The sequence below is a fragment of the Bradyrhizobium sp. Ses1 genome, from assembly GCF_059512365.1.
Genome location: NZ_JCAMOQ010000021.1, coordinates 117,837 through 140,984 on the forward strand (window position 1 = coordinate 117,837; position 23,148 = coordinate 140,984).

Consider the following 23,148-nt stretch of genomic DNA (forward strand, 5'->3'; position numbering starts at 1 on the left):
CCTACGCCGAGCGGATAGAGGCGGCGGCTATCGCTTCCACGCGCTCAGCACATCGCCAAGCTCCGCTGTCACCGGCTCCCTGATCGCCGACGGTGTCCGCGAGAAGCGCGGCGCGGGCGCCGGCTGCGTGACGCCATGCCGTTCGACGAACACCTTTCGCGCGGCCATGTGCGGATGGTTCGGGGCTTCCGCCATGGTCAGGATCGGCGCGAAGCAGATGTCGGTGCCTTCCATGATCTTGCACCACTCCTCGCGCGTCTTGCTCTTGAATATCTCGGTGAGTTTTTCTTTCAGCACGGGCCAAGCCTTGCGGTCCATCTGGGCGTCGAACTCGGCCTCATTGAGGCCGGCGTGCTTGCGCAATAGCGCGTAGAATTGCGGCTCGATCGAACCGATCGAGACGAAATGGCCGCAGGCGCATTCGTAGACGCCGTAGAAATGCGCGCCGCCGTCGAGCATATTCTGGTCGCGTCCCTCCACCCAGCGGCCGCTTGCGGCCAGTTCAAAGAACATCGACATCAGCGACGCCGCGCCGTCGCACATCGCGGTATCGACCACCTGACCCTTGCCGGATTTTGACGCTTCCAACAGCGCGGCTAGCACGCCGACCACGAGATAGAGCGCGCCGCCGCCGAAATCGCCGACAAGGTTGAGCGGCGGCACCGGCTTCTCTTTGGTGCCGATCGCGGCCAGCGCGCCGGTGATCGAGATGTAGTTGATGTCGTGGCCAGCCGCGTTCGCGAGCGGGCCCTCCTGGCCCCAGCCGGTCATGCGGCCATAGACCAGCTTCGGGTTGCGCGCGAGCACGACGTCAGGACCGAGGCCAAGCCGCTCCATCACGCCGGGACGAAAGCCCTCGATCAGCGCATCGGCATTGGCGAGGAGATCGAGCACCTGCGCGACCGCGGCCTTGTCCTTGAGGTCGAGCTCGACGACCTTGCGCCCGCGCGTGGAAACGCCCTTGAGATTCTTGCCGGCGCCGAGGCGGTCGAGGGTGATGACCTCGGCGCCCATATCTGCCAGCATCATGCAGGCGAATGGGCCGGGGCCGATGCCCGCGAATTCGACGATGCGGGTGCCGGCGAGCGGGCCGGAGGTGCGGACAGCGGATTGAGGGGCGGGTTTATCGAGCACGTTTCCATCCGTGTTTTAATTAGGCGATTAGCTAAATTGTCGGGCGATATGCCCGGCCTTGCAAGCGCTTTTTCCGAAGACCTTGATCGAAAGTGGAACGGCGCGCATCACTGCGCGCCGTTGTCACAGGCGGAGGTAGGATGCTCCGGATCAGCCCGCCGCCGTCACCGCGCGCTGCGCCATCACCTTGATGAGGTTGGCGCGGTAGTCGGCGGAGCCGTGGATGTCGCTGAGCAATCCGGCAGACGGAATTTGCACGCTGTCGAGCGCGGCTGCCGACCAGTTCGCCTTCAGCGCCGCTTCGATCGGGCCGACGCGCGTGACGCCGCTTTGCGACGCGCCGGTCGCGGCGACGCGGACGTCACCGTCCTTGGTCTTGGCGACGAACACGCCGGTCAACGCAAAGCGCGAGGCGGGGTGCGGGAATTTGGCGTAGCCCGCCTTGGCCGGAATCGGGAACGACACGGCCGTGATGATCTCACCGTCTTCAAGGGCGGTCGAGAACAGTCCCTGGAAGAAGTCATCGGCTGCGATCATGCGCTTGTTGGTTTTGATGGTCGCGCCGAGCGCCAGCACTGCGGCCGGGTAATCCGCGGCGGGATCGTTGTTGGCGAGCGAGCCGCCGATCGTGCCGCGATGGCGCACCGCGGGGTCGCCGATCAGCGAGGCGAGATAGGCGATTGCCGGGATCGCCTTTTGCGCCGCGCTGTTCTGCGCCACGTCACAATGCGGCGTCGCCGCCTTGATCGTCAGCGCGTCGGCCGTCGCGTCCACGCCGATCAATTCCTTGATCTTGCCGAGGTCGATAACGTCAGATGGCGAGGCCAGCCGCTGCTTCATCACGGGGATCAGCGTGTGACCGCCAGCGAGATATTTCGGCTCCTCACCTTTGGCGAACAGGGCAGCCGCTTCGTCGACCGATGAAGCGCGATGATAAATGGTCTCGTACATGGCTCACGCTCCTCGTTAACCGTGAATGGCATGCCAGACGCGATCGGGCGTCGCCGGCATTTCGAGCTTGTTGCTGCCGATCGCATCCGTGATCGCGTTGATCACGGCGGCAGACGCACCGATTGCGCCAGCCTCGCCGCAGCCTTTGACACCGAGCGGATTGCCCGGGCACAGCGTCGTGGTGTGCGAGATCTGGAACGACGGCAGGTCGTCGGCGCGCGGCATGGTGTAGTCCATGAAGGATGCCGTGACCGGCTGGCCGTTGCTGTCGTAAACCGCGCTTTCGAGCAGCGCCTGGCCGATTCCCTGCGCGAGTCCGCCATGGACCTGGCCCGCGACGATCATCGGGTTGATCAGCCGGCCGAAATCATCGGCCGCCACGAAGTTGACGAATGAAGTCTTGCCGGTCGTGGGATCGACCTCGAGCTCGCAGATATAGGCGCCGGCCGGGAAGGTGAAGTTGGTCGGATCGTAGAACGCCGTCTCCTTCAACCCCGGCTCCATGCCATCAGGCAGATTGTGTGCAGTATAGGCGGCGAGCGCGACCATCGGCAGCGCGATCGACTTGTCGGTGCCGGTGACCTTGAACTCGCCATTCTCGATCACGATGTCGTTCTCGGAAGCCTCCAGGGCGTGCGCGGCGATCTTCTTGGCCTTGGCCTCGACCTTTTCCATCGCCTTCACGATGGCCGCGCCACCGACCGCGATCGAGCGCGAGCCGTAAGTGCCCATGCCGAACTGCACCTTGTCGGTATCGCCATGGACGATCGAGACCTGGCTGATGGGGACACCGAGGCGGTCCGCGATGATCTGGCAGAACGTGGTCTCGTGACCCTGGCCGTGGCTGTGCGAGCCGGTGAGGATCTCGATCGTGCCGACCGGATTGACGCGCACCTCCGCCGATTCCCAGAGGCCGACGCCGGCGCCGAGGCTGCCGACCGCCTTTGACGGCGCAATCCCGCAGGCTTCGATATAGCAGGACACGCCGATGCCGCGCAGCTTGCCGCCCGCTTTCGCCTTCGCCTTGCGCGCCGGGAAGCCGGCATAGTCGATTGCCTTCATCGCCGCGTCGATCGAGGCATGGAAGTCGCCGGTGTCATAGGTCATGATGACAGGCGTCTGGTACGGGAACTGGGTGATGAAGTTCTTCTTCCGCAGTTCGGTCGGATCGACCTTCAACTGCCGCGCCGCGGTTTCCATTATCCGCTCGATCAGGTAGCTCGCCTCGGGACGGCCCGCACCGCGATAGGCATCGACCGGCGTGGTGTTGGTATAGACGCCGATCACCTCCGCATAGATCGCCGGGATGACGTATTGTCCCGAGAGCAGCGTCGCATAGAGATAGGTCGGCACGGCCGAGGAGAACAGCGACATGTAGGCGCCGAAATTGGCGTGGGTCTTCACGCGGAGGCCGAGGATCTTGTTGTCCTTGTCGAACGCCAGTTCGGCCTTCGAGACATGGTCGCGGCCATGCGCATCGGTGAGGAAAGCTTCCGTGCGGTCGCCGGTCCACTTCACCGGGCGGCCGACTTTCTTGGAGGCCCACAGCGCCACCATCTCTTCGGGGTATATGTAGATCTTGGAGCCGAAGCCGCCGCCGACGTCGGGCGCGATCACGCGCAGCTTGTGCTCGGGCGCGATATTGTAGAAGGCCGACAGCACGAGACGGGCGACATGCGGGTTTTGCGAGGTCGTATAGAGCGTGAAATGCTCTTCGGCCGCGTCATAGTCCGCGATCGCCGATCGCGGCTCCATCGCGTTCGGCACCAGGCGGTTGTTGGTGAGCTCAAGCGTCACCACATTCGCCGCCTTGCTGAAGGCGTCCTTCACCGCGGCCTCATCACCGAGATGCCAGTCATAGACCACATTGCCCGAGGCTTCCGGATGAAGCTGCGGCGCGCCCGGCTTGATCGCGGCCTTGATATCAGAAACTGCCGGCAGCTCTTCATAATCGACCACCACGGCTTCCGCGGCGTCGCGCGCCTGGTTCTTGGTCTCGGCGATCACGACTGCGACGGCCTGGCCGACGAAGCGCACGGTCTCCGGCGCCATCGCCGGCCACGCGCCCATCTTCATTGGCGAGCCGTCCTTCGACGTGATGGCCCAGCCGCAAATGAGATTGCCGATTTTGTCGTCGACGAGCTCTTGGCCCGTGAGCACGGCGATGACGCCGGGCTTCTTCAGGGCCTCGCTCGAATCGATGCTCTTGACCTTGGCATGCGCGTGGGGGCTGCGGATGAACTGGGCATAGGTCATGCCCACCAATTTGATGTCGTCGACGTAACGGCCTTTGCCTGTGATGAAACGGCGGTCTTCCTTGCGGACGACGCTTGCGCCAATGCCTTCGATGCCCATTGTGAATCCTCCCGACCGGAGATGTGATGTCCCGCCGCTTCCATCGAAGCCCGGCGGCGTTTGACGAGATGTGGCGGGCGGCGGCTATTCCGCCGCTTGCGCGACCTTCATGCGCCCGGCGGCGTCCAGCACCGCCTTGACGATGTTATGGTAGCCGGTGCAGCGGCAGATATTGCCTTCCAGCTCGTGGCGGACGGTGGTCTCGTCGAGCTCGCCGCCATAGCGGTGCACGATATCGATCGCCGACATGATCATGCCCGGCGTGCAGTAGCCGCACTGCAGGCCGTGATTGTCGCGGAATGCCGCCTGCATCGGGTGCAATTCGTCGCCCTTGGCGATGCCTTCGATGGTGGTGACGTTCGAACCCGCCGCCTGGCCCGCCAGCACGGTGCAGGATTTCACCGCCCGCCCGTCAATATGGACCACACAGGCGCCGCACTGGCTGGTATCGCAGCCGACATGGGTGCCGGTCAGGTTCAGGTTTTCGCGCAGGAGATGGACGAGGAGGGTTCGGTCCTCGACGTCGACGGATACCGCTTTGCCGTTCACCGTCAGCTTGACTGTAGACACGCGTCGTTCCTCCGGATGCTTTTAATTATTCCAATTAGAAACAGCGGCGAGGAACTTGGCAACTAGGATTTTGCCTACCTTTGTCACGGCCATGACATCGGGCGAGGACGAGGAGCTGCGCCTCCCGGCGGGGTACTCCACAACCTCTCCGAAATGTCTGCTGAATTTACTAGCTCTTATCGATTCTGCCTTAGCTTTGCGCGTCGGGTCCGGGCAACGATTCCCGGACACCACTTGTTTTCAGAATGAAGACGGGGGTTGGGGTGGGACTACTGGGGCGTGTGGGGTCGCGAGTGCCGACCCTTCGATTTCGTGCGAAAATCATCCTGGGCTTTGCCGCTGTGCTGGCGATTACCGCCGCCAGCATGGGCTTTGCCTATCTCGGCTTTGAGCGTATCGCCGCAGGCGTCGCCGCCTACCGCGCGAGCGTCCGGGAGGCCGATCTGGCGCGCAATATCGACCGCGAGCTGATCTCCTACCGTTCGCTGGCGCGCTACTATGTGGCGACCGGCAAGGAGGAGGACGGCAAGGCGGCGCTCGCGGCTGAGGCCAGCCTCAAAGAGGCCATCCTCCAGGCAATGAAAGGTACCACCGACCCTGCGCGGGTCGAGCAGGTGACGAAACTCGAGCGCGAGTTCCGCGCCTTCACCAAGATCTTTGCCGAAATCCTGAAGGTCAAGGAAGAGAGCGGGCTGCTCGCGCAGAATCAGCTCGCCCGCGGCGGTAACTCGCTGCGCTACAAGCTCGACGATCTCGCCTCCAACGCGGCCGAAGCCGGCCTGTCCGCCGTCGAGATGGGCGCCAAGCAGGTCGGCTCGCAATTCCAGCAGGCGAGCGCGCTCGTCAATACCTTCGTGGTCAATTCCGACAAAATCACCGCAACCAGCGGGCTGGCTCGGCTGAAATTCGTCGAGAACTCGCTGAAGGCGGTCTCTTCGACCGACGAGAAGGTCGTCGCTGCGCTCAAAGAGCTGACGAAGATGCTCGATGAGTATCGGGAGGCGCTCTCGAAGCTGATCGAGAACGCGAAATCGATCGACGAGCTGACCCTCGAGATGACGGAATCCGCGGCCGCCATCAATCAGGGCTCCGGCGTGATGAAATCGGACCTGCTCGCCGACCAGAAGCGCATGGAAACCGAGTCGGACGCCGCGATCGGCGCGACCGAGCGGTTCATTCTGATGCTCGCCGCCGGCGGCTTCGTGTTCGGCGCCGTTCTCGCCTTTCTGCTCGGAACCGGCATTTCGCGCCCGATCCGGGCGATGTGCGCCGCAATGCGCGAGCTTGCGGCCGGCAATTTCGACGTCGTGCTGCCGGGGCTCGGCCGCAAGGACGAAGTCGGCGAGATGGCCGGCGCGGTGGAGGAATTCAAGCTCCAGGCGATCGCCAAGGCCGAGCGCGACGCCGCAAGCCAGGAGGCGCAGAACAAGGCGAGCGCCGCGGCACGCCGCACTGAATTGATCCGCTTCGCCGACGAGTTCGAGACGGCGGTCGGCTCGATCGTCGCCAATGTCTCGGCCTCGGCGGTGCAGCTCGAGACCGCGGCGGGCACGTTGACGCGGACCGCTGAGACCACGCAGAACCTCTCAAGCCAGGTAGCGGGTGCCTCCGAGGAGGCGTCCAGCAACATGCAGTCGGTGGCTTCCGCTACTGAAGAATTGTCGGCTTCCGTGGACGAGATCGGACGCCGCGTGAAGGAGTCCAGCCGGATCGCCGATGCTGCGGTGCGTCAGGCCGAGCAGACCGACGCCCGCATCGGGAAGCTCTCGCTCGCGGCGCAACAGATCGGCGACGTGGTCAAGCTGATCACCGCGATCGCCGAGCAGACCAACCTCTTGGCGCTGAACGCGACGATCGAAGCCGCACGCGCCGGCGATGCCGGCCGCGGCTTCGCGGTGGTCGCCTCCGAGGTGAAATCGCTCGCCAGCCAGACCGCGCGGGCGACCGAGGAGATTTCCAGTCACATCGCGGGCATGCAGTCGGCGACGCAAGAGTCGGTTGCCGCCATCAAGGAGATCGGCGGCACCATCGGCCAGATCTCGGAGATCGCCGCCAACATCGCCGGCGCAGTCGAGCAGCAGAGCACGGCGACGCAGGAGATCGCCCGTAGCGTGCAGAATGTCGCGCAGGGCACACAGGAAGCCGCCACCAGCGTCACCCTCGTCAACCGGGGCGCCACCGAGACCGGCTCCGCGTCGGAGGAGGTGCTGAACTCGGCACGCTCGCTATCGTCCGAAAGCACGCGCCTGCGCGACGAGCTCGACCGCTTCATGGCGAACATCCGCGCGGCGTAGCTCCGTCCCGGGCTTGACCCGGGACCCATAACCACAGGCGTTTGTGGTGTGCTCCGCTGCAACTGCTTGCTCGCGTCATAACAGCTTCCTGTGGTTATGGGTCCCCGCCTTCGCGCGCCTTCGCGGGGACGACAACGGGGCACACGTTCACTCCCTCTCGAACTGGTGCTTCAGCTCTACCTTCGCGCGTTCTAATCGCGTGCGCTGCGCGTGCGGCAGCGTCTTGCCGGCGCGGTTGATGTAGAAGGTCAGCATCGATAGCGCCGAGCGGTAGGCGCCGGCCTTGCGGCGCTTGCTTCGCTCGGCGGAGCGCTTCAGTGAAGCGGCGATCTTCTTCGCGCTGGTCTGCTTGAACACGCCGCGGTCGAGATCGAGTGCGTCGCTCCGCTGCGTCACGCGTTGCGACCAGCGCCGCGGTGACGTCTTGCGCGTGCCGGTCTTTCGCGTACCGGTCTTGCGCCGCGCCGCGGTTGTCCTTGTCGCACCTTTTCGTGCCGTGATTTTTCGTGCGCTGGTTTTGCGACGTGGTGCCATTGCGAGCTCCTGTTTTTCAGGTAGCAACATCTGCGGTTATGTCCGGGTTCCTATGTCGCGATGCGGGAACCAGGTGGCTTGGCGGACGTTGTGGTGCGTGGCGGCGGGCATCTGTTTGCCGCAAATTTTTGCACCTTGGGGCAAGCTGCGTTCCGGGGTGATTTCTCGTTGGTTCCGTGATGGATTTGCAGCCGATCCAGCCCAGTCCTGCAACTGCTTCTGCACTCCGTGACGCCGACGCGCCGCAGCCGCAGGATCATGACCGCATTATCGAGACCTCCATCCCCGTGCGTCTCGACAATCTCTATTGGAGCGGCTTTCACACCCGCGTGGTGCTCGCGCTCGGGATCACCTGGATCCTCGATGGGCTCGAGGTCACGCTCGCCGGCGCGTTGTCGGGGGCGCTGAAGGAGAGTCCGACGCTGCAATTCTCCAACTTCGATGTCGGCTTCGCCAACAGCGCCTATCTTGCCGGCGCCGTGTTGGGTGCGATCGGCTTCGGCTGGCTCACCGACCGCATCGGCCGCAAGAAATTGTTCTTCATCACGCTCGCGGTTTATCTCAGCGCCACGGCCGCGACCGCGCTGTCGTGGAATGTCGCAAGCTATGCGCTGTTTCGCTTCCTGACCGGTGCCGGCATCGGCGGCGAATACACCGCGATCAATTCGACCATCCAGGAATTGGTGCCGGCGCGCTATCGCGGCTGGACCGATCTTGTCATCAACGGCAGCTTCTGGATTGGCGCCGCGATCGGCGCCGTCAGCGCCATCGTCCTGCTCGATCCCGCCGTGATCAATCCCGAACTCGGCTGGCGGCTTGCCTATCTCACCGGCGCCTGTCTTGGTCTCGTCGTGTTCGTGATGCGGATGTGGATTCCGGAAAGCCCGCGCTGGCTGATGATCCACGGCCGTCCCGACGAGGCGCATCGGATCGTCGACGACATCGAGCGCTCCGTGACCGGCCATGTCGAGGCGCACTCGCAGGAACTGCCGAAGATCAAGCTGCGGATGCGCGACCACACGCCGCTGCGTGAAGTGGCGCATACGTTGCTTGTTACCTATCGCCAGCGCGCGCTGGTCGGGCTCGTGCTGATGAGCGCGCAGGCGTTCTTCTACAACGCGATCTTCTTCACTTTCGCGCTGATCCTGACCGACTTCTTCGGCATCCCCGCCAGCCATGTCGGCTGGTACATCCTGCCGTTCGCCGCCGGCAACTTCCTGGGGCCGCTGGTGCTCGGTCGCCTGTTCGATACGCTGGGACGCCGCACCATGATCACGCTGACCTACGGCGTGTCGGGCGTGCTGCTGGCGCTCTCGGGCTATCTGTTCTCGATCGGCGCGCTGAGCGCGCAAGGACAGACCATCGCCTGGATGGTGATCTTCTTCTTTGCCTCGCCCGCCGCGAGCGCCGCTTATCTCACCGTGAGCGAGACGTTCCCGCTCGAGGTGCGGGCGCTCGCGATTGCGCTGTTCTACGCGATCGGCACAGGAATCGGCGGCGTGATCGGACCTGCATTGTTCGGCGCGCTGATCGATACCGGATCGCGCAATTCCGTCTTTGCCGGCTACCTCCTGGGGTCGGCGCTCATGATCGTCGCGGCCTTGGTCGCGTGGCGCTACGCCGTCGCCGCCGAGCGAAAATCGCTCGAATCTGTCGCGCGGCCGCTTGCTGTTGTGGAGTAGAATGACATGACTGAGGAACTGGCTGACATGCCGCTGGACGAAGACTTTTCGCCGGAAGACGAAGCATCGCCGGAAACCGTGCCGGTGCCGAGCGCGTTGGTCGGGCATCTGAGCGAGACCGCTGTCCTGCTCGACGTCGACGGCACCTTGCTCGACTTCGCGCCGACGCCGCGCGAGGTCTGGGTGCCGCCCGGGTTGGCGAAAACGCTTCATCGCCTGCTCGAGCGCACCAACGGTGCGCTGGCGCTGGTCAGCGGCCGTTCGGTGAACGATCTTGACCTGATTTTCGCCCCCGATGTCTTTCCTGCCGTCGGCGGTCATGGCGCGGAGATGCGGCTCGATCCGCAGGGCGATGGAGATGCAGGCCCCGCGCTGCAGCTCGACAAGGAGCTGAAGCGCCGTCTGGCCGCCATCGCCAGATTGAGCCCGGGCATTCTGCTTGAGGACAAGGGCTATTCGCTCGCGTTGCACTATCGCCTTGCGCCGCATGCCGAGAGGGCGATCTATGAGGCGGTGTCGCTGATCCGCGCCGATCTGCCCGATGCGCCGATCGAGGTGCTGCCGGGCAAGCAGGTCTGCGAAATCAAGCTCGCGGGCTTCACCAAGGCCACCGGCGTGCGCGAATTGATGAAGCATCCGCCGTTCAAGGGCCGCAAGCCGTTCTTCATCGGCGATGACGTCACGGACGAGACGGTATTTGCGATCATGCCCGAGCTCGAAGGGCTCGCTTTCTCGGTCGGCCGTCGTGCCAAGGGAGTGGCCGGTCATTTCGATGCGCCGAGCGACGTGCGCGAATTCCTTGCGCATCTGCTCGACGACGAGCGCGAAATCGCCGCGCCTTAGCCGAAACCTCAACCGCAAATTGGCGCGGAATAACCGCAGTTCCTTCTGTGGGCGGCCGCCTGCTCGCAAAAAATTTTCTTTTTGTGAGTTGACGCCCCGGTTCCATGCGGGCCTGCCTGAATTTGGTTTCAATTCGGAGAAAGCGTGGCCAGGAACCATATTGATGAATGGTTGTTAATACGCGAATACCCAACGGGAGGGGACCATTTGAACCTCGTTGTCGTGTCGAACCGCGTAGCGCGTGGAAAACCCAATGAACCCATGACCGGCGGCCTCGCCGCCGCTCTTTTGCCTGTTGTCGAGAAGTCGGGCGCGATCTGGGTCGGCTCCAGCGGCCGTGTCCGCGATGGGAACCAGAAGGAACCTTTCGCGGAGGTGGAAGCGCTCGGCGCCGGTGCGCTGGCGATGCTCGATCTCCCGGCCGCGCATTACGGCGGTTACTACGAAGGCTTTGCCAACTCCGCGCTGTGGCCGGCGCTGCATTCGCGCGCCGACCTGATCCGCGCCTCGGAGGAGGATTATGCCAGCTATCGCGAGGTGAACGCCTTCATGGCGCGCGCTCTGCTGCGCTTCCGCAAGGACGATTCGGTGTTCTGGATTCAGGACTACCATTTCCTCGCGCTCGGCGCGGAGCTGCGCGATCTCGGCATCGACAAGCCGATCGGCTTCTTCCTGCACACGCCGTGGCCGGCGCGCGCGGTGATCGAGGGCGTGCCGCATCATCGCGAGCTGATCGAGGCGATGCTTGCCTATGATCTTATCGGCTTCCAGACCGAGGAGGATTGCGAGAATTTCCTCGGCTATGTCGAAGCCGATCTCGGCCTCGTGGTGCGCGATGGCAGCGTGACCTCGCGCTATGGACGCAGCCGCGCCGCCGTCTTCCCGATCGGCATCGATCCGGAGAAATTCGCGCAGCAGGCGACCAAGGCGACGACCCATCCCGACGTCTCGCGCTTGCGACGCAGTCTCAACGGCGAGCGGCTGGCGATCGGCGTCGACCGGCTCGACTATTCGAAGGGCCTGATCAACCGCATCAAGGCCTTCGACCGGATGTGGACGATGCATCCCTCGCTGAAGCGCACGATCTCGCTGCTGCAGATCGCGACTCCTTCGCGCGGCGGCATCGAGGCCTACGGCAATCTGCAGAGCGAGGTGGCAAAGCTCGTCACCGACGTCAACGGCATCCATGGCGAGGTCGACTGGACGCCGATCCGCTACCTCAACAAGGGATTCAGCCAGGCGGTGCTGGCCGGCCTCTACCGCACGGCGCAGGTCGGCGTGGTGACGCCGCTGCAAGACGGCATGAACCTCGTCGCCAAGGAATATGTCGCCGCCCAGAACGCGGCCGATCCCGGCGTGCTGGTGCTGTCGAAATTCGCCGGCGCCGCCAACGAACTCGAGGCCGCCCTCATCGTCAACCCGCACGACGTCGACGGCATGGCGCGCACCATCGCCACCGCGCTTTCCATGCCGCTCGCCGAGCGACGGCTGCGCTGGGAAGCGATGATGGAGAAGATCTGCACGGGCACCATCCAGCAATGGTTCGCCAATTTCGTCGAGGCGCTGCAGGACACCGGCGCCGACGAAAAGCCTGAGCGCGCGCCGCCACTGGCCGAAGCCACGCACTGGCCCTATCGCAGCGCACGCATTCATTAGCCGCTCTTCTTGGCACATCTCCGTCGGTCCCGGCGGAAGCCGGGACCCATAACCCCACAGGGAGGTGTTGTGGCGCGAGCAAGCGGTTGCGGAGCCGTAGGGTGGGCAAAGGCGCATCAGTGCCGTGTCCACCATGACCACTCCGCTCGTGAGGGTGGGCACGCTTCGCTTTGCCCACCCTTCGGCATCGCCGCGAGTTATGATTCAAATTTCAAACAACGTGAGGATATGAGCGTGCATTCTCGCGGCGCGCTGCGCCCGAGCTTTGCGTCTCGTTCCACCCTCCTCGATAGCAGAGGGCGCAGGGAAAGCCGGGTGCCGGTTGCACCCATGGGTCCCGTGCAACAAAAAGCACGGGGGTAGGACCACAGGTTCAACCGAAGCATTCCGGCTTTCCCTGCGCGATGGTGTTACGGCTTCCTTCGTACTCTCCCCGGTGACCGGGCTTTCTTGCCACCGTCGCCTCTCGCGCGAACTGTTCGCGCGAAAAACTTAGCGCCAGCGTCGGGGCGCCAGGACCATACGACTTCGCCGTCCGCGAGTGCCACGCTCGTCAGTCGTGACACTCCCGTCCACCGCATCTCACCGCAACGTTCGTGACGATCGCGATCCGCCCCTCATTCGGGTGAGACGCGCGGAGTTAAATCACTGATTTGCCCGACGACGGAAGCGGAATGTTTTTTGTAAGAGGGCTGGACAGACTTTCGGTGATTTGCCCGTCGAGGCTGGGCAAGTATTCAATCAGCCTTGAACGGCGCAGAAATGCATTCGCCGTTGCGGGCGATTGCACGTAGAAAATTCCATCCTCATTGCCATGCGCGTCGCGCAAAGAAAGGACGTTCTACGAGGACGCGCCCGCGGCGAATACTTGCCCAGCCTCGTCGGGTTGATTTGTCGCACCGGAAGTCGCCACATCGTCATTGCGAGCGCAGCGAAGCAATCCATCGCGCCGCTTGTGGAGACATGGATTGCTTCGCTCCGCTCGCAATGACGGAAAGTAGGGCACCCGTGGGCGCGTCAGCGCAAACGCGGACAGATCAATAACAATACGGCACGCCATCGAGCACCGGGCAGCGCGCCCGCCGCGGGTCGCTTGGATTCTCCATCGGCACAACGCCGTTGCCCTTGCCGACGAACACGCCTTGCCCGACCCTGACCGAGGACCGGTTGCCGACGATCACGCTCGGATGCGGCGAGGTCAGGCTCGAGCGCGTGCCGTCGCTCCAGATGATGGTGTCGCCCGAAAGCACCCCGCGTCGTCCGTCGTCGCAGCTCACATCCGTCCCCGTCTTGGTGCAGCTTTGCGCCAGCGCCGGACCGGCGCCCACAACCGCCACCACGACCAGGCCGAGAATCGCAAATGCCCGCTTCATGCCGCCCTCCACCGCTGATTTGCCTTGCGGTCGTCGGTGCTGGGCGGATTCGGGTTCAACAGGCCGAACCCGCGCCCCGATCCCGACCGGCAGCCCCGCCAAAAACCCAAGCTGTTCCAAAAACTTAAGGAAATTTCAGCTTCCACCCGCTCTCTCCCTTGCAAAATCAGCCCCATCCCTTCAAGAGAGGGCGCTTCCGGAGAGATGGCCGAGTGGCTTAAGGCGCACGCTTGGAAAGCGTGTGTGCGGGAAACCGTACCGTGGGTTCGAATCCCACTCTCTCCGCCACTGTGCCTCGCCATTTCGTACCTCGAAACGGAGACATGCTCGAAAACTAGGCCGTTTTCCTGCATTTTTTCGTCGCGGAGAATGCGGGCCGTTCTAAAAATGAGCCCTTGATGCGGCTGGAGAACGTGTTTTTCTCCGAATCCTAGAACCCCGTGGATTGGTACAGTACGGCATTTCTCGGAAAACAAAGCCCTTTTCGAGGGCTCGGTTTGGATCTCTGTCGCTCAAGCGATGGGAACGAAGGATCCCTGATTCCATGCCGACCGATTCGGAATTTGCGGGTTCATGGGCCAATGTATGCCGACGGCAGCGTGCACTTAGGCACTGATAAGGTTTCTAACAAAATCTGATCAGTCTCATCGGGCGAGCCTGCTATCCGGGTCAATCCCTCCGCTCTTCAATCCATTGAAACCCGGGATGCCGACGTTCGGCGGGCCGAGCTTGGCTCGCACTTAGAGCCCGGAGGGGCTCCTCTTACGAGCCGGTAGTGGCTCGCCTTTTGCGCGTAGGCGCCTTTTTCTTCGGAGACTGCTTAGCGGTATGCTTCTTTGAGCCTCTCGCCTTTGACTTGGGTGCCGGCTTAGATTTCTCGCTTTTGGGCTCGGCGGTGTCGTCAGCGGCCTCTCCGGTATCCCCCAAGTGTTCATCGATCATTTGTAAGAGGGGTATTCCAGCGCGGACGAGCTGAGCGATATCTTCGCGCTTTTGCTTCAGTCGCTCTCTTTCAAAATCAGTCGGATCGACGCTCTCCTCGTCATCCTGTAGCACTTTGACATACTTAATTACAATGACGTCACAATCAGCCTCTTCTGCAAGCACCTTTGCTGCGGAGATCCAAGTCTCGTCCGGTTGTTTGGACGCCCGCGCTGCTTGTTGAAAGCAGATGTTGATCATCGCGCGGGCGCCTCGATCGATTATCTTTGCTGTATCAATCCACGCTTGTGAAGGGGCTGTAGCGCTTTTCGTCAGCTCTTCGGCGGCGGGGTAGAAGAAGTACCGACTATTCTCTGGCCTTGGATCGAAGCTCTCAAGAGCGCGCAACACTGCGTCGTAGCCCTCGAACGGCTTTGTACCGCGAGGAAAATATGCACGGTGCTTCCAAAACTTGAGGATAGTATCTACCAGTTCGGCTTCCAGGGCCGCTTTAGCCGGTCCTGAAGCGCTCTTGTGCGCCAAAAGCTTTTCAGCGAGGTGATGAGCGATCCATTGCCCGAGTGTGTCTTCGTCGGCTCGGAGCTTGAACTGTTCAACGAGCCTTCCACCAAGTGCCAATAGCTCCTTCGTGGTTTTCGATTGTGCCGTCCGTTCGGAAGATGAAGAACTGCTCGAACGCTTTCCTTTTTTTAGTTTTGTCATCGTATCTCCCCCCGTATTCTTCCTCTAGCCTCCGTTCTAAGTAAACGCCGACGATCAAGCTCATCTGTTGCTTCTTAAGAAAGGACATTAACACGTCGGAATCGATCTGTAGGCGGCTTCCTTCCGATTTGGTCTCTCGTCGGCGATATGAGCGCTCATCGTCATATCTCTCGGGGAGATCTGCCCACACCGTCTCACGCACAACCACCTTGTCAGAATCTGACTTTTTCCATGCCTTCGCTGGCCGGACATCAGCATTAAGTCCAAGCTCAGTCAGAACTGATTGCGCAGGCGACTTTGTTGGACCCTTAGTGCCATTCCGCAAGGTATCCTTGAGATCAATGCCCTCCTCGGTACGGACTTCTGTAAGCCAGCCGACGAGGTTGTAGGGCGTCTCTTGAAAGCGCTCGTCGTATTCATGATCAGAATCAGCGTCAGGCAGGTGATAGGCCCACTGTCGACGCTCTCTCATACTCAAGGAGCGGCTTAGAGCACCAGCGGTCGTTGGATTAACGAGCGCGCTAGATAGCGTTGCGTGGACTTCCCGCGTCGGAAATCCCGACGTCCACGAACCTTCGACGGTCACTAAGCTTTTATCGGTGCCATTCTCATTGAATAAAGCCGAGACAAATTCCTTTTGAGAGATGCGACTGACCCAGCGATCATCGTCCGCGGTGCCAGCAAGCCATAGCTGATCCTCGAGAGGTTTTGGATCTCGAAGGTCCGCTGCCCAAACCGGAGGAACAGTGAGCTGCAGCTTTTGGGCCCAGTATCCGAATGTGCCCCAAGATTCGCCTTCTGGCTGCCAAAGCGGGTATTTCTGCAGCAATTCACCTACGACGCATAAGACAGCATTCGATTCCAAATAGTAGCCGTAACGCTCTATGATGGGCATGCTGCCTTTGTCGGAATGATGGAGGCCCCAACGGTTCTCATCATAACGGCCTTTGCGAGGTTCTCGGTCCCAATGATTGGCCTTCTCGGGTGCTTGCCACTGATCGAGCAGCCAATGCTCGAGGCGGCTGTAAAGTTCATCCTTTGAGAGGCCAACAAAGAAACGTAGGAGCGGCGTGAGAACGTGCTCTACGGTGTCATAGCCGAAATCAAAACGCCCTCCTTTCCTGTCGTCCCGATTGAGGTGGGGCGCGTTGTGTTCCTTACGTTGGTCTAGCGAGAAGGGCGTAACGTTAATGCGGCGGATCTGCTCGAAAGTGGCTGCGTCCCAACTGGCGGCGCCACACTCATGGAGGGCAATTACCGTAGACTTGGCGTATTCGCGGACGGAGTAGTGCGGAAAGTCGTTGTCTAACGCTATGTCGAGAATTGTCTTGTGCACGTTTAGCAAACTGCCTGGCGTTTCATGAGCAATTCTAGCCGCAGACATGACTGTCCAAAGCCGAGCCGTGATCCAATAATAGGGAGAGGCTGGATCCCGAAACGCGTCATCGCTCTTGCGGTGATACTCTGCAAATAGCGCGGTAACGCCACCATCCGCCCCAAGCTTGGCGAGCCTACGTGCTGTGTGAGCCGCACGCCATCTGATGCGCGTATCGATATCGCTCATAAGTGCGAAGAGCAGTCGGCCCAAAGCCTGGTCTATATCTGAGGGAATATCCCTTTCCTTCAGCGCGGTTTCATCGAGTGAAACGCGAGCGGTGATGCGTTTCAGGTACCAGTCGAATATCAACCAGGCCTCCTTCGGTTCAAGGAGCGCGGCCATTTGCTTGGAGATTATGAACAGCGATCGACTTCCGAGGGAAAGGCTGGTCACCTCCAGCGCTTCCGCTAAAGTACCCAGCTTCCGTGCGTCGCTTAGTCGCGTGGCAGAGAGAAGATCACTCAGGTGGCGGTACCTGCTCCAGCCGTACATCACCATCAGGCCTGCGAAGCGCTGGACAATCACCTTTGGAAGTGAGTTCGTCCGCCAGCTGTTGACAGAAGGGCTATCCCACTTTGCGAGAGCGGCCAAAATTGCATCGGCTCGCCCAGTCTCGCCGAAGTCGCCGATGTCACTTTCCGAGAGTGCATTGAGAAATGGTACTCGATCTCCAGGCGAGGAAATCCTATCTACCATCTGAACTAAAATGGCTCCCGAGCCCAGGTAGCCTTCTCGTTGGCGAGCAGCCCTAAATTCAGCTTCGATCGCTTCTTTTGTTGTAAACGTGCCGTCGCCAATCTTTGGTCCGCTTTCTTCACGATCCTCCCGGCGTTCTCCAATCAGGTTCCTCGATTCGAGATAGCAGAATGTCTTAATCAGTCGCGCGTAGCTCGCCGGATCGAATGATGAGTCAAGCGTAGAAACTGCGTCTATCAACTCCGCGGCGTGCTTGCCGATATTCGTTGGCTTCTCACAGAGCAGAACGTCATCGGCAAGCAAGCCGACGATTTCAGATGCCCGTGACTGATCCTCAGATTTAAGCCGACCGATGATATCGAGACGAAGCCGATTTGAGGCATCTGGAATGAGGGCCAAGAGTGACGCGCCGATTGATGGAGAAATCTCTTTTAGGCGGCTCGCCTCTGCTAAGAAGTGCTCCAGGTTCATTGGTAGGTCTTCAATGCCCTGGTCGGCCCAGCGAGCGACCGCCGCAAGAGCGGTAGGACTGTGAAGCCGTATCACCGAGTTGACGCACTCATCCCACCGGAAATTTTCTTCGTTTCTAAGCCGAACAGCAATGTCGGTTATTGCATTAACTAGCGGCGTGGCTGCGCGCACCTTGGCATTCGTATCCCAGTGCGGGGAGTGCCCCGTCAAGACTTCGAGCACCCCGACTTGATCGATCGCTTCGCGGTCAATTTCCTGGGCGAGGTAAATCGCGTCCTCGTAGAAGGCGCGTGCGTCCGGCTCGCTGAATGTCAGTGCAAGTCGGCTGAATTCGATCGATGCGTCAACTTTCGTCGTGGCGGGCTCTTTTGCGGACCGCAATTGTGGGGAGCGTTCAACAAGAGATTTCAGAACAAAATCTCTGCTTTCATGGCGTAGCAGCAGGATACGCCAGAGTGGAAGAAGGTGATTGCCAAAAGGATCGCTATAGTTTGGGGAAGCGAGACTAGAGGCTTTGGTAAATAGCTCCTGCCAACCAATCCCCTCCAAATGCATCAGTTCAAGTACGCTCACTGCTACGCGAGCCCTTACGCCCATACCAGCCGGGCGTTTAAGCATGTACTCGTCGGAGCCTAAGCCTCCCATGTTGCTGACCTGAGTTGGGTCTGTCGAGCCGTTGCTGCGACGGTGTCTCAGTATAGAAACGCGGCTTTCGTAGATTGAGAAGATTGTTCCGACGATGCGCCTCTGCTCCTCCTCAAGTTTCCGCCCCCGTGTGTGCTCTTGCTCTTTGGGCTTCCGTTTCTTGCCCATGGCCGGAGCTTCGGGATTGGATGGCGGGGGAGGGGGATCAATTGCGTCGAGAAAGTCTTTTGATGATGTAGGTTTGCCATCCAGTGTTTGACGAAGGAGCCATGCGCGAATGGGAATATCCAGCGCGCCAGTTCGAAGGTCGCTATATGGCGTTTCTAGCGAAGAGTCCAAGTGCCCAGCGAGCGTTAGAACGCGGCGTGTGGTTGCGTCAGATATACCCAGAGAGAATCCAATTTCGCCTGCGGTTACCAGCAATCCACGTAGTTCAGTTTTCCAGTTGTCGGTGTAATCGTCGGGCATCTTGCTGAGCGTCGTTCTCAGCGTCCGTCCAAGGACATTAAGCGATTGCTCTAAGCGCGACGCTTCCACCTTCGTGCCTGAGAGAGCAAGAGGCACAAGGAGGAACACTTCCCATGCGGCTGGCAATACCCGTTCATGGAGGGCGCGTTCCAAGATGTCGGATTTTCCCGTAGCGATGAGGTGAGGGACGAGCCTAAGGGCGGCCGATAAGCGCGATTGCTTGGAAGTCCAACGGGTGAGCTCTCGATAGGCCTCTAGGGGCCCGTGTAGAAGAGCTGCGCACTCAACGTCGGCGGCAATATCATCGATTTCGATATTCCAGCCGTAGCGCTCTTCCCGTGGGACTTTGCGAAGGCGCGCGAGCCATTCGTGATAGTAGTGGAGTTGCTCAATCGCCTGAATCCGATCTCCAGAACGTGCCGCCCTGACTGCATCTTGAATCAAGACGCGCCCCTGCTTTTTTGCGCTATCTGAATCGGACAAGACTAGTCTGACCAAAGAAGAACGAGCAAAACGGGTGGAGAGATCTGGATGTTTGTCTAGAATTTCGGCGAAGAATGCTTGATCTTTTGAGGCCTCAGCTCCCAGCAGAACCACCTTCATCACAGCGGCGGAGTCGCCTGCGGCTCTGCAAGCCGCATGTGCTAAGCGTAGCCGCCGAAGCTGAATTTCACGTCGGACTATTGGGTCCGCAATGGCGGCTGGCGACAGATGTTTTTCTATAATCGGGAGAATCTGCCGTTCTCTACCAGCTGCTACAAGCAGATCAGCGAAGTTCACCGCGGCGTAGACGTCGGTCTCATAGATGGGAGCAAAGAAATCGCAGGCGCGCTCGCTGATTTGCCTTAAGTTGGTGTGTCCCTCTTCGCGAATGAAATCTTCTGCATCTTCGTCCGCGATGGATATGCCGTCGCCTTCTAGACGAAGGCTAGGACTTGTGTCGTGGACGAAGTCGACGACCTCGGACGCTTGTAGGTTCGCTATCTTAGCAAAATGCTCAATCGGTATAGGCGCTGGAAGCGCCGCAAGGGAAGACATTAGAATGTCGTACGATGTGCTGATTCCGGCCTTTTTGAGGGCCTCTTGAAAAAGCTTTCTCAGCACGTCGGCGAGGTTTTTACCTCCCGGACGGAGAGCGTTCAACGTGGGCGTCGGTTCGTTGTTGCCCGCTCGGAATGCATAGTCCTGGACGCGAGGTATGCCATTAGAAAGGGCGTGAAATTGCTCGATCCACTCCGCCGTTACGGTTGGAATCGTGCGTTTAGCGAAAGCCTCCGTCTCTTGTGGACTGAATGCAGGGCAAGGAATCAACTTGGCGTCAGTGGGCAGTTCAAGACTATCCTTTCGGACCGTCCTAGCGCTGAATACGAGCCGCACGTTAGATGGCAGCAGAGCCATATCTGCCGTTGCCAGCTCTGTGACAAAGCATGCTTCTGGAGGTGTCGAGCGCCTCGCCGCGGTGACGGAGTTGTCGGCAGCGTCGATGCCGACAACTAGCAGTGCTTTTGGATCGCTCTTTTGCAGGAGTTCAGCTGCGAGAGAAACCCTCTCTAGAAACCGGCGAGCCAGGATTGGGCTGTTTGAACCTCGCGCGAGGAGAAAAGGAATGCCCAAGTCCAAGCTTATTTCGTTAGCAATCTGTGTGAACGCATGCTCCGGAAGATGCCTTCGATCAGTGCTGAATAGATAGCGACCCCCACCATAGCAGTCGAACAACGCGAAAACAGACGAGGGTGACAGCAGTGACCGAAGTTGCAGCAATGATGTCGTTTTGCCACAACCTGCGCTTCCGTGAAGACAAGTTAGCTTGAAACCACCCTCAAGCGCTGCAAGCAATGCGCGGGCTGGCTCTCGATCGATCGGGTTGGAAACAATCTTGAAGTCACTGGGAGTCGGAAAGAGCCCAGTGTTTGCTGCTACATCAAACCATCCAAGGACCGTTTCTCGCGTGATATGCTCGCGGTCCTTTTCCGGCATCATGAGTTCGCGCATAAAGGACATAAGCTCGCGAACCGTAGTACTTACGTCCTCACCAAGAATCTCTGCAACATGCTTGGTAATTTCACTGCGAATAGAACGCCGGGACGATTGTCCGCAGTCAGACAGATCTAAAGACTTGGCGAAGCTGCGAAGATCGCCGTCATTCAGCCCAGCGGAGCTTCGAAGTTTATCGATATTTTCCGAAACAGCATTATTAAGAGTTTTCGTCCCCTCGGCTCTCAGCGCGTCGAGGGCTTCGGACACTTCCAACGCGATGCCTTGATTGCTGACCAGACGGATCTGTAGCTCGGCGTTTGGCTGCATTCGGCGTTTCGCTTCTCTGAATGCATCTGCAAGTCGCCTCAAGACTGAATTGTCGCGATCCTTTCTCTTCGTGTTTCGCACGAGGCGTGCGATAGTCCAGTCCTTCTCTGGGGCGGTCGTAGAGTACTTGTGCTGCGCAATTACGACCGTATTCGCGGTCTCAAGGTTTTTCCCACCAAAGTAGAGTGCACAGTCAACTCCGTCCCAAACCCTTTGGTCCTCATCGACGCCCTCGGACGCAATACCTTCAACTGTTACAGCCGTCAGTCCGGTTGATGGGACAAGTAATCCAAGGGCTTGCTGCAGTGCCCAAAGCTCTTGATATTGGTCCCCGGCATTGGATGCCCGTGCGCCGACTGGCGATGCGCGTTCCGTATCGACTGCTTTAGCCACGACCGTTCCTAGTACCTAGCTGCCTCAAACAACCATCATCCCTTTTAGGTTGAGTCGGCGCGACATTAACGCGAAGAGCTCCCCTTGTCAGTTGTGCGATAGTTGCGTCAACCCCAACGGAGAGCGATAGGATCGAGATCGAGGCGCAACTTGAAGGGCTAGACGATGCCTAACATTCGGTAGGTCATGCCGTGGTCAAAGCAGGCTCATGCCTTCCTTTTCGATCGTTCAGTCTAGCCTGGAGTGCTTCGGCCAGACGCCCATCGCTGGCTGATCAATCGGTTGCCAAGATTGTTCAGCGGCTTCTTTGCCGAGCTGGAAGCCGCCGAATCCTTCGGACATAGAACGAGAACGGCAACTCTGGCATAGTTTCAATGGGGCACGATCACAGCCTCCGGGAACGTCAGCCATTGGTCGGGGCATTATGAAGATTTATCCAAAACCGCATCTCGTGGACGTGTTGAAGTCTGTTGCCAAGATTCCCAAGGAGTTTGAGGGACGCATCTCGTGGGAGTCCGGGGCTCTCGACCGCGCAAGTTTCGAGATCCTATACAACCTCAACTTCAAGACGCCCGTCGAAGACTACATCAAGGACGGCGCGGTCTGGCATGCGTTGAATGAATGCGCGCGCGCCAAGAATTTCGCCGTACCATTATTTATCGGCAAGCTTCGGGCCTATCTCGAAGACCTGTTGAGCAAGAAGCCGCGATCCTTCACGGCGATGATGCAAATCAATGCGGAATTCGCCGCCCGGCTGCCCAAGAAAATCGCCTCGGTCGGCGGGTCGGTGGAGATTCAGACGAGCTTGCCGCGCGCCTGCCTGAAGGTGATTTCTGGGTTAAAGGAATACGAGCGCAGCCGTCTTAATTTGCAGGACGGTTTCGTGTTCGCGATCACAAAAGTGGCGAGCACGAATGATCGTGCGGCGCTCGACATCGCCTACCGCCGGATGAAATATGCGCTGGGCGTTCTCAACCTTGCCATTCGCGGTTATGGGGTCAGCAAGCGGTTTGGCTTCCCGAACGCGCCGATTGGCACCCTTCTCTCAGCCTCGCCCGTGTTCACCGTCGATGCGACCGCGGGTAAGCTCGGCAACTGGCAATCGGAGAACCATTATCCCACGCCCTGGAAGAGCAACTTCAGAGTTTGGCAAGCGCAACCGACGGAAGCAATCGCAACCTTCGCCAAACATGTTGCATCGGACTTATCGCGCGTCGACTTCCCGGAACGCCTGATCCAGGCGGTGTTGCTTCTGCAGGAGGGCCTCGAAACAGGCCATGTCGAGGTGGCGCTCCTGAAATTCTGGACCGGCATCGAGGTGCTCTGTGCGCGGGAAGATCGGGAGCCCTCCGAACGCATCGTGGAGCGGGCAAGCTCGATCTTTGATGACTACCAGCACGCTGCGATGCGCCTGAACTTCATTCAGGATTTTCGCAACAAGGTGGTTCATCGCGGCGAGGCTGGTGACCACGCCCTGCTGTGTGCGCAATACGCCAGCCTCTATCTTGCAGCTTTGATCCGGTTCTTCCTGTGGAATGTCTATAAGTTTCGTGAGCGCGATGTGATCCTAGATTTTCTGTCCTTGCCACTGGACGAGCAGAGGCTCGCTGGCCGAATTTCCTTAAGCCGGAAGCGTTTGACGGCGCTCAAACGCATGACCGCCCGGGCGGCGGCCTCGAGCTAGGCTAGATCGGCAAACCGCCGCACGGCAGGAATCGCCCTGTCTCGGGCGCCGGCGGCTATCTCGTAAAGGAAGC

General features: G+C 60.2%; 13 protein-coding genes and 1 tRNA gene. 6 read left to right on the plus strand and 8 right to left on the minus strand.

All coding sequences use genetic code 11. The features are described 5' to 3' along the window. Positions 1-27 precede the first annotated feature (27 nt). From AC5ZG5_RS23675 to AC5ZG5_RS23690, 4 genes are all read right to left on the minus strand, one after another. The gene (locus AC5ZG5_RS23675) at positions 28-1,134 is read right to left on the minus strand and encodes a CaiB/BaiF CoA transferase family protein (protein ID WP_456644053.1); all 1,107 of its coding nucleotides are present in this window, start codon (positions 1,132-1,134) and stop codon (positions 28-30) included. Positions 1,135-1,284: 150 nt separating this feature from the next. After that, positions 1,285-2,085 (minus strand): FAD binding domain-containing protein, encoded by an 801-nt coding sequence (locus AC5ZG5_RS23680; protein WP_456644052.1) that lies wholly within the window; start codon positions 2,083-2,085, stop codon positions 1,285-1,287. A 15-nt stretch (positions 2,086-2,100) separates the two neighbouring features. Beyond that, a complete protein-coding gene (locus AC5ZG5_RS23685; protein WP_456644051.1) occupies positions 2,101-4,440 on the minus strand; it encodes a xanthine dehydrogenase family protein molybdopterin-binding subunit in 2,340 nt (779 codons plus the stop codon). 84 nt (positions 4,441-4,524) lie between these two features. Next, positions 4,525-5,010 (minus strand): (2Fe-2S)-binding protein, encoded by a 486-nt coding sequence (locus AC5ZG5_RS23690; RefSeq protein WP_028162342.1) that lies wholly within the window; start codon positions 5,008-5,010, stop codon positions 4,525-4,527. A 245-nt stretch (positions 5,011-5,255) separates the two neighbouring features. Here AC5ZG5_RS23690 and AC5ZG5_RS23695 point away from each other — a divergent pair, with 245 nt between their 5' ends. Continuing rightward, a complete protein-coding gene (locus AC5ZG5_RS23695) occupies positions 5,256-7,304 on the plus strand; it encodes a methyl-accepting chemotaxis protein (protein ID WP_456644050.1) in 2,049 nt (682 codons plus the stop codon). Positions 7,305-7,451: 147 nt separating this feature from the next. On the opposite strand, the gene AC5ZG5_RS23700 is transcribed toward AC5ZG5_RS23695, so the two are convergent. Next, the gene (locus tag AC5ZG5_RS23700) at positions 7,452-7,838 is read right to left on the minus strand and encodes a DUF3175 domain-containing protein (protein ID WP_130228966.1); all 387 of its coding nucleotides are present in this window, start codon (positions 7,836-7,838) and stop codon (positions 7,452-7,454) included. 179 nt (positions 7,839-8,017) lie between these two features. On the opposite strand from AC5ZG5_RS23700, the gene AC5ZG5_RS23705 reads away from it, so the two are divergent. The 3 genes from AC5ZG5_RS23705 (at position 8,018) to AC5ZG5_RS23715 (ending at position 12,019) form a co-directional block, all read left to right on the plus strand. Next, positions 8,018-9,520, plus strand: coding sequence for an MFS transporter (locus tag AC5ZG5_RS23705; protein ID WP_456644049.1), 1,503 nt, complete (start codon positions 8,018-8,020; stop codon positions 9,518-9,520). Between the two features lie 6 nt (positions 9,521-9,526). Next, positions 9,527-10,363 (plus strand): trehalose-phosphatase, encoded by an 837-nt coding sequence (otsB, locus tag AC5ZG5_RS23710; protein WP_208829282.1) that lies wholly within the window; start codon positions 9,527-9,529, stop codon positions 10,361-10,363. A gap of 207 nt (positions 10,364-10,570) precedes the next feature. Next, positions 10,571-12,019: a trehalose-6-phosphate synthase gene (locus AC5ZG5_RS23715; protein WP_456644048.1), complete on the plus strand. Its 1,449-nt coding sequence runs from the start codon at positions 10,571-10,573 to the stop codon at positions 12,017-12,019. Between the two features lie 1,037 nt (positions 12,020-13,056). Here the strand turns inward: AC5ZG5_RS23715 and AC5ZG5_RS23720 are convergent. Continuing rightward, positions 13,057-13,392 carry a hypothetical protein gene (locus AC5ZG5_RS23720; RefSeq protein ID WP_456644047.1) on the minus strand — a complete coding sequence of 112 codons (336 nt, stop codon included), beginning with the start codon at positions 13,390-13,392 and terminating at the stop codon, positions 13,057-13,059. 198 nt (positions 13,393-13,590) lie between these two features. On the opposite strand from AC5ZG5_RS23720, the gene AC5ZG5_RS23725 reads away from it, so the two are divergent. Beyond that, positions 13,591-13,680 (plus strand) — tRNA-Ser (locus tag AC5ZG5_RS23725). A 474-nt stretch (positions 13,681-14,154) separates the two neighbouring features. Here the strand turns inward: AC5ZG5_RS23725 and AC5ZG5_RS23730 are convergent. Both AC5ZG5_RS23730 and AC5ZG5_RS23735 read right to left on the minus strand, forming a co-directional pair. Further along, positions 14,155-15,036: a hypothetical protein gene (locus tag AC5ZG5_RS23730; RefSeq protein WP_456644046.1), complete on the minus strand. Its 882-nt coding sequence runs from the start codon at positions 15,034-15,036 to the stop codon at positions 14,155-14,157. After that, entirely contained in the window at positions 14,927-21,391 is a 6,465-nt protein-coding gene (locus AC5ZG5_RS23735; protein ID WP_456644045.1) for a hypothetical protein, read from the minus strand. Before AC5ZG5_RS23735 ends, AC5ZG5_RS23730 begins: the two co-directional genes overlap by 110 nt. A 424-nt stretch (positions 21,392-21,815) precedes the next feature. Between AC5ZG5_RS23735 and AC5ZG5_RS23740 the strand changes: the two genes are divergently transcribed. Next, a complete protein-coding gene (locus AC5ZG5_RS23740; RefSeq protein WP_456644044.1) occupies positions 21,816-23,075 on the plus strand; it encodes a hypothetical protein in 1,260 nt (419 codons plus the stop codon). Positions 23,076-23,148: the final 73 nt, after the last annotated feature.

What these genes read in the sequence shown, in the direction of transcription:
- AC5ZG5_RS23680 (WP_456644052.1), bottom strand. Translation starts at nt 2,085, where the DNA reads ATGTACGAGACCATTTATCATCGCGCTTCATCGGTCGACGAAGCGGCT.
- AC5ZG5_RS23685 (WP_456644051.1), bottom strand. Translation starts at nt 4,440, where the DNA reads ATGGGCATCGAAGGCATTGGCGCAAGCGTCGTCCGCAAGGAAGACCGC.
- AC5ZG5_RS23695 (WP_456644050.1), top strand. Translation starts at nt 5,256, where the DNA reads ATGAAGACGGGGGTTGGGGTGGGACTACTGGGGCGTGTGGGGTCGCGA.
- AC5ZG5_RS23700 (WP_130228966.1), bottom strand. Translation starts at nt 7,838, where the DNA reads ATGGCACCACGTCGCAAAACCAGCGCACGAAAAATCACGGCACGAAAA.
- AC5ZG5_RS23705 (WP_456644049.1), top strand. Translation starts at nt 8,018, where the DNA reads ATGGATTTGCAGCCGATCCAGCCCAGTCCTGCAACTGCTTCTGCACTC.
- otsB (WP_208829282.1), top strand. Translation starts at nt 9,527, where the DNA reads ATGACTGAGGAACTGGCTGACATGCCGCTGGACGAAGACTTTTCGCCG.
- AC5ZG5_RS23720 (WP_456644047.1), bottom strand. Translation starts at nt 13,392, where the DNA reads ATGAAGCGGGCATTTGCGATTCTCGGCCTGGTCGTGGTGGCGGTTGTG.
- AC5ZG5_RS23730 (WP_456644046.1), bottom strand. Translation starts at nt 15,036, where the DNA reads ATGACAAAACTAAAAAAAGGAAAGCGTTCGAGCAGTTCTTCATCTTCC.
- AC5ZG5_RS23740 (WP_456644044.1), top strand. Translation starts at nt 21,816, where the DNA reads ATGAAGATTTATCCAAAACCGCATCTCGTGGACGTGTTGAAGTCTGTT.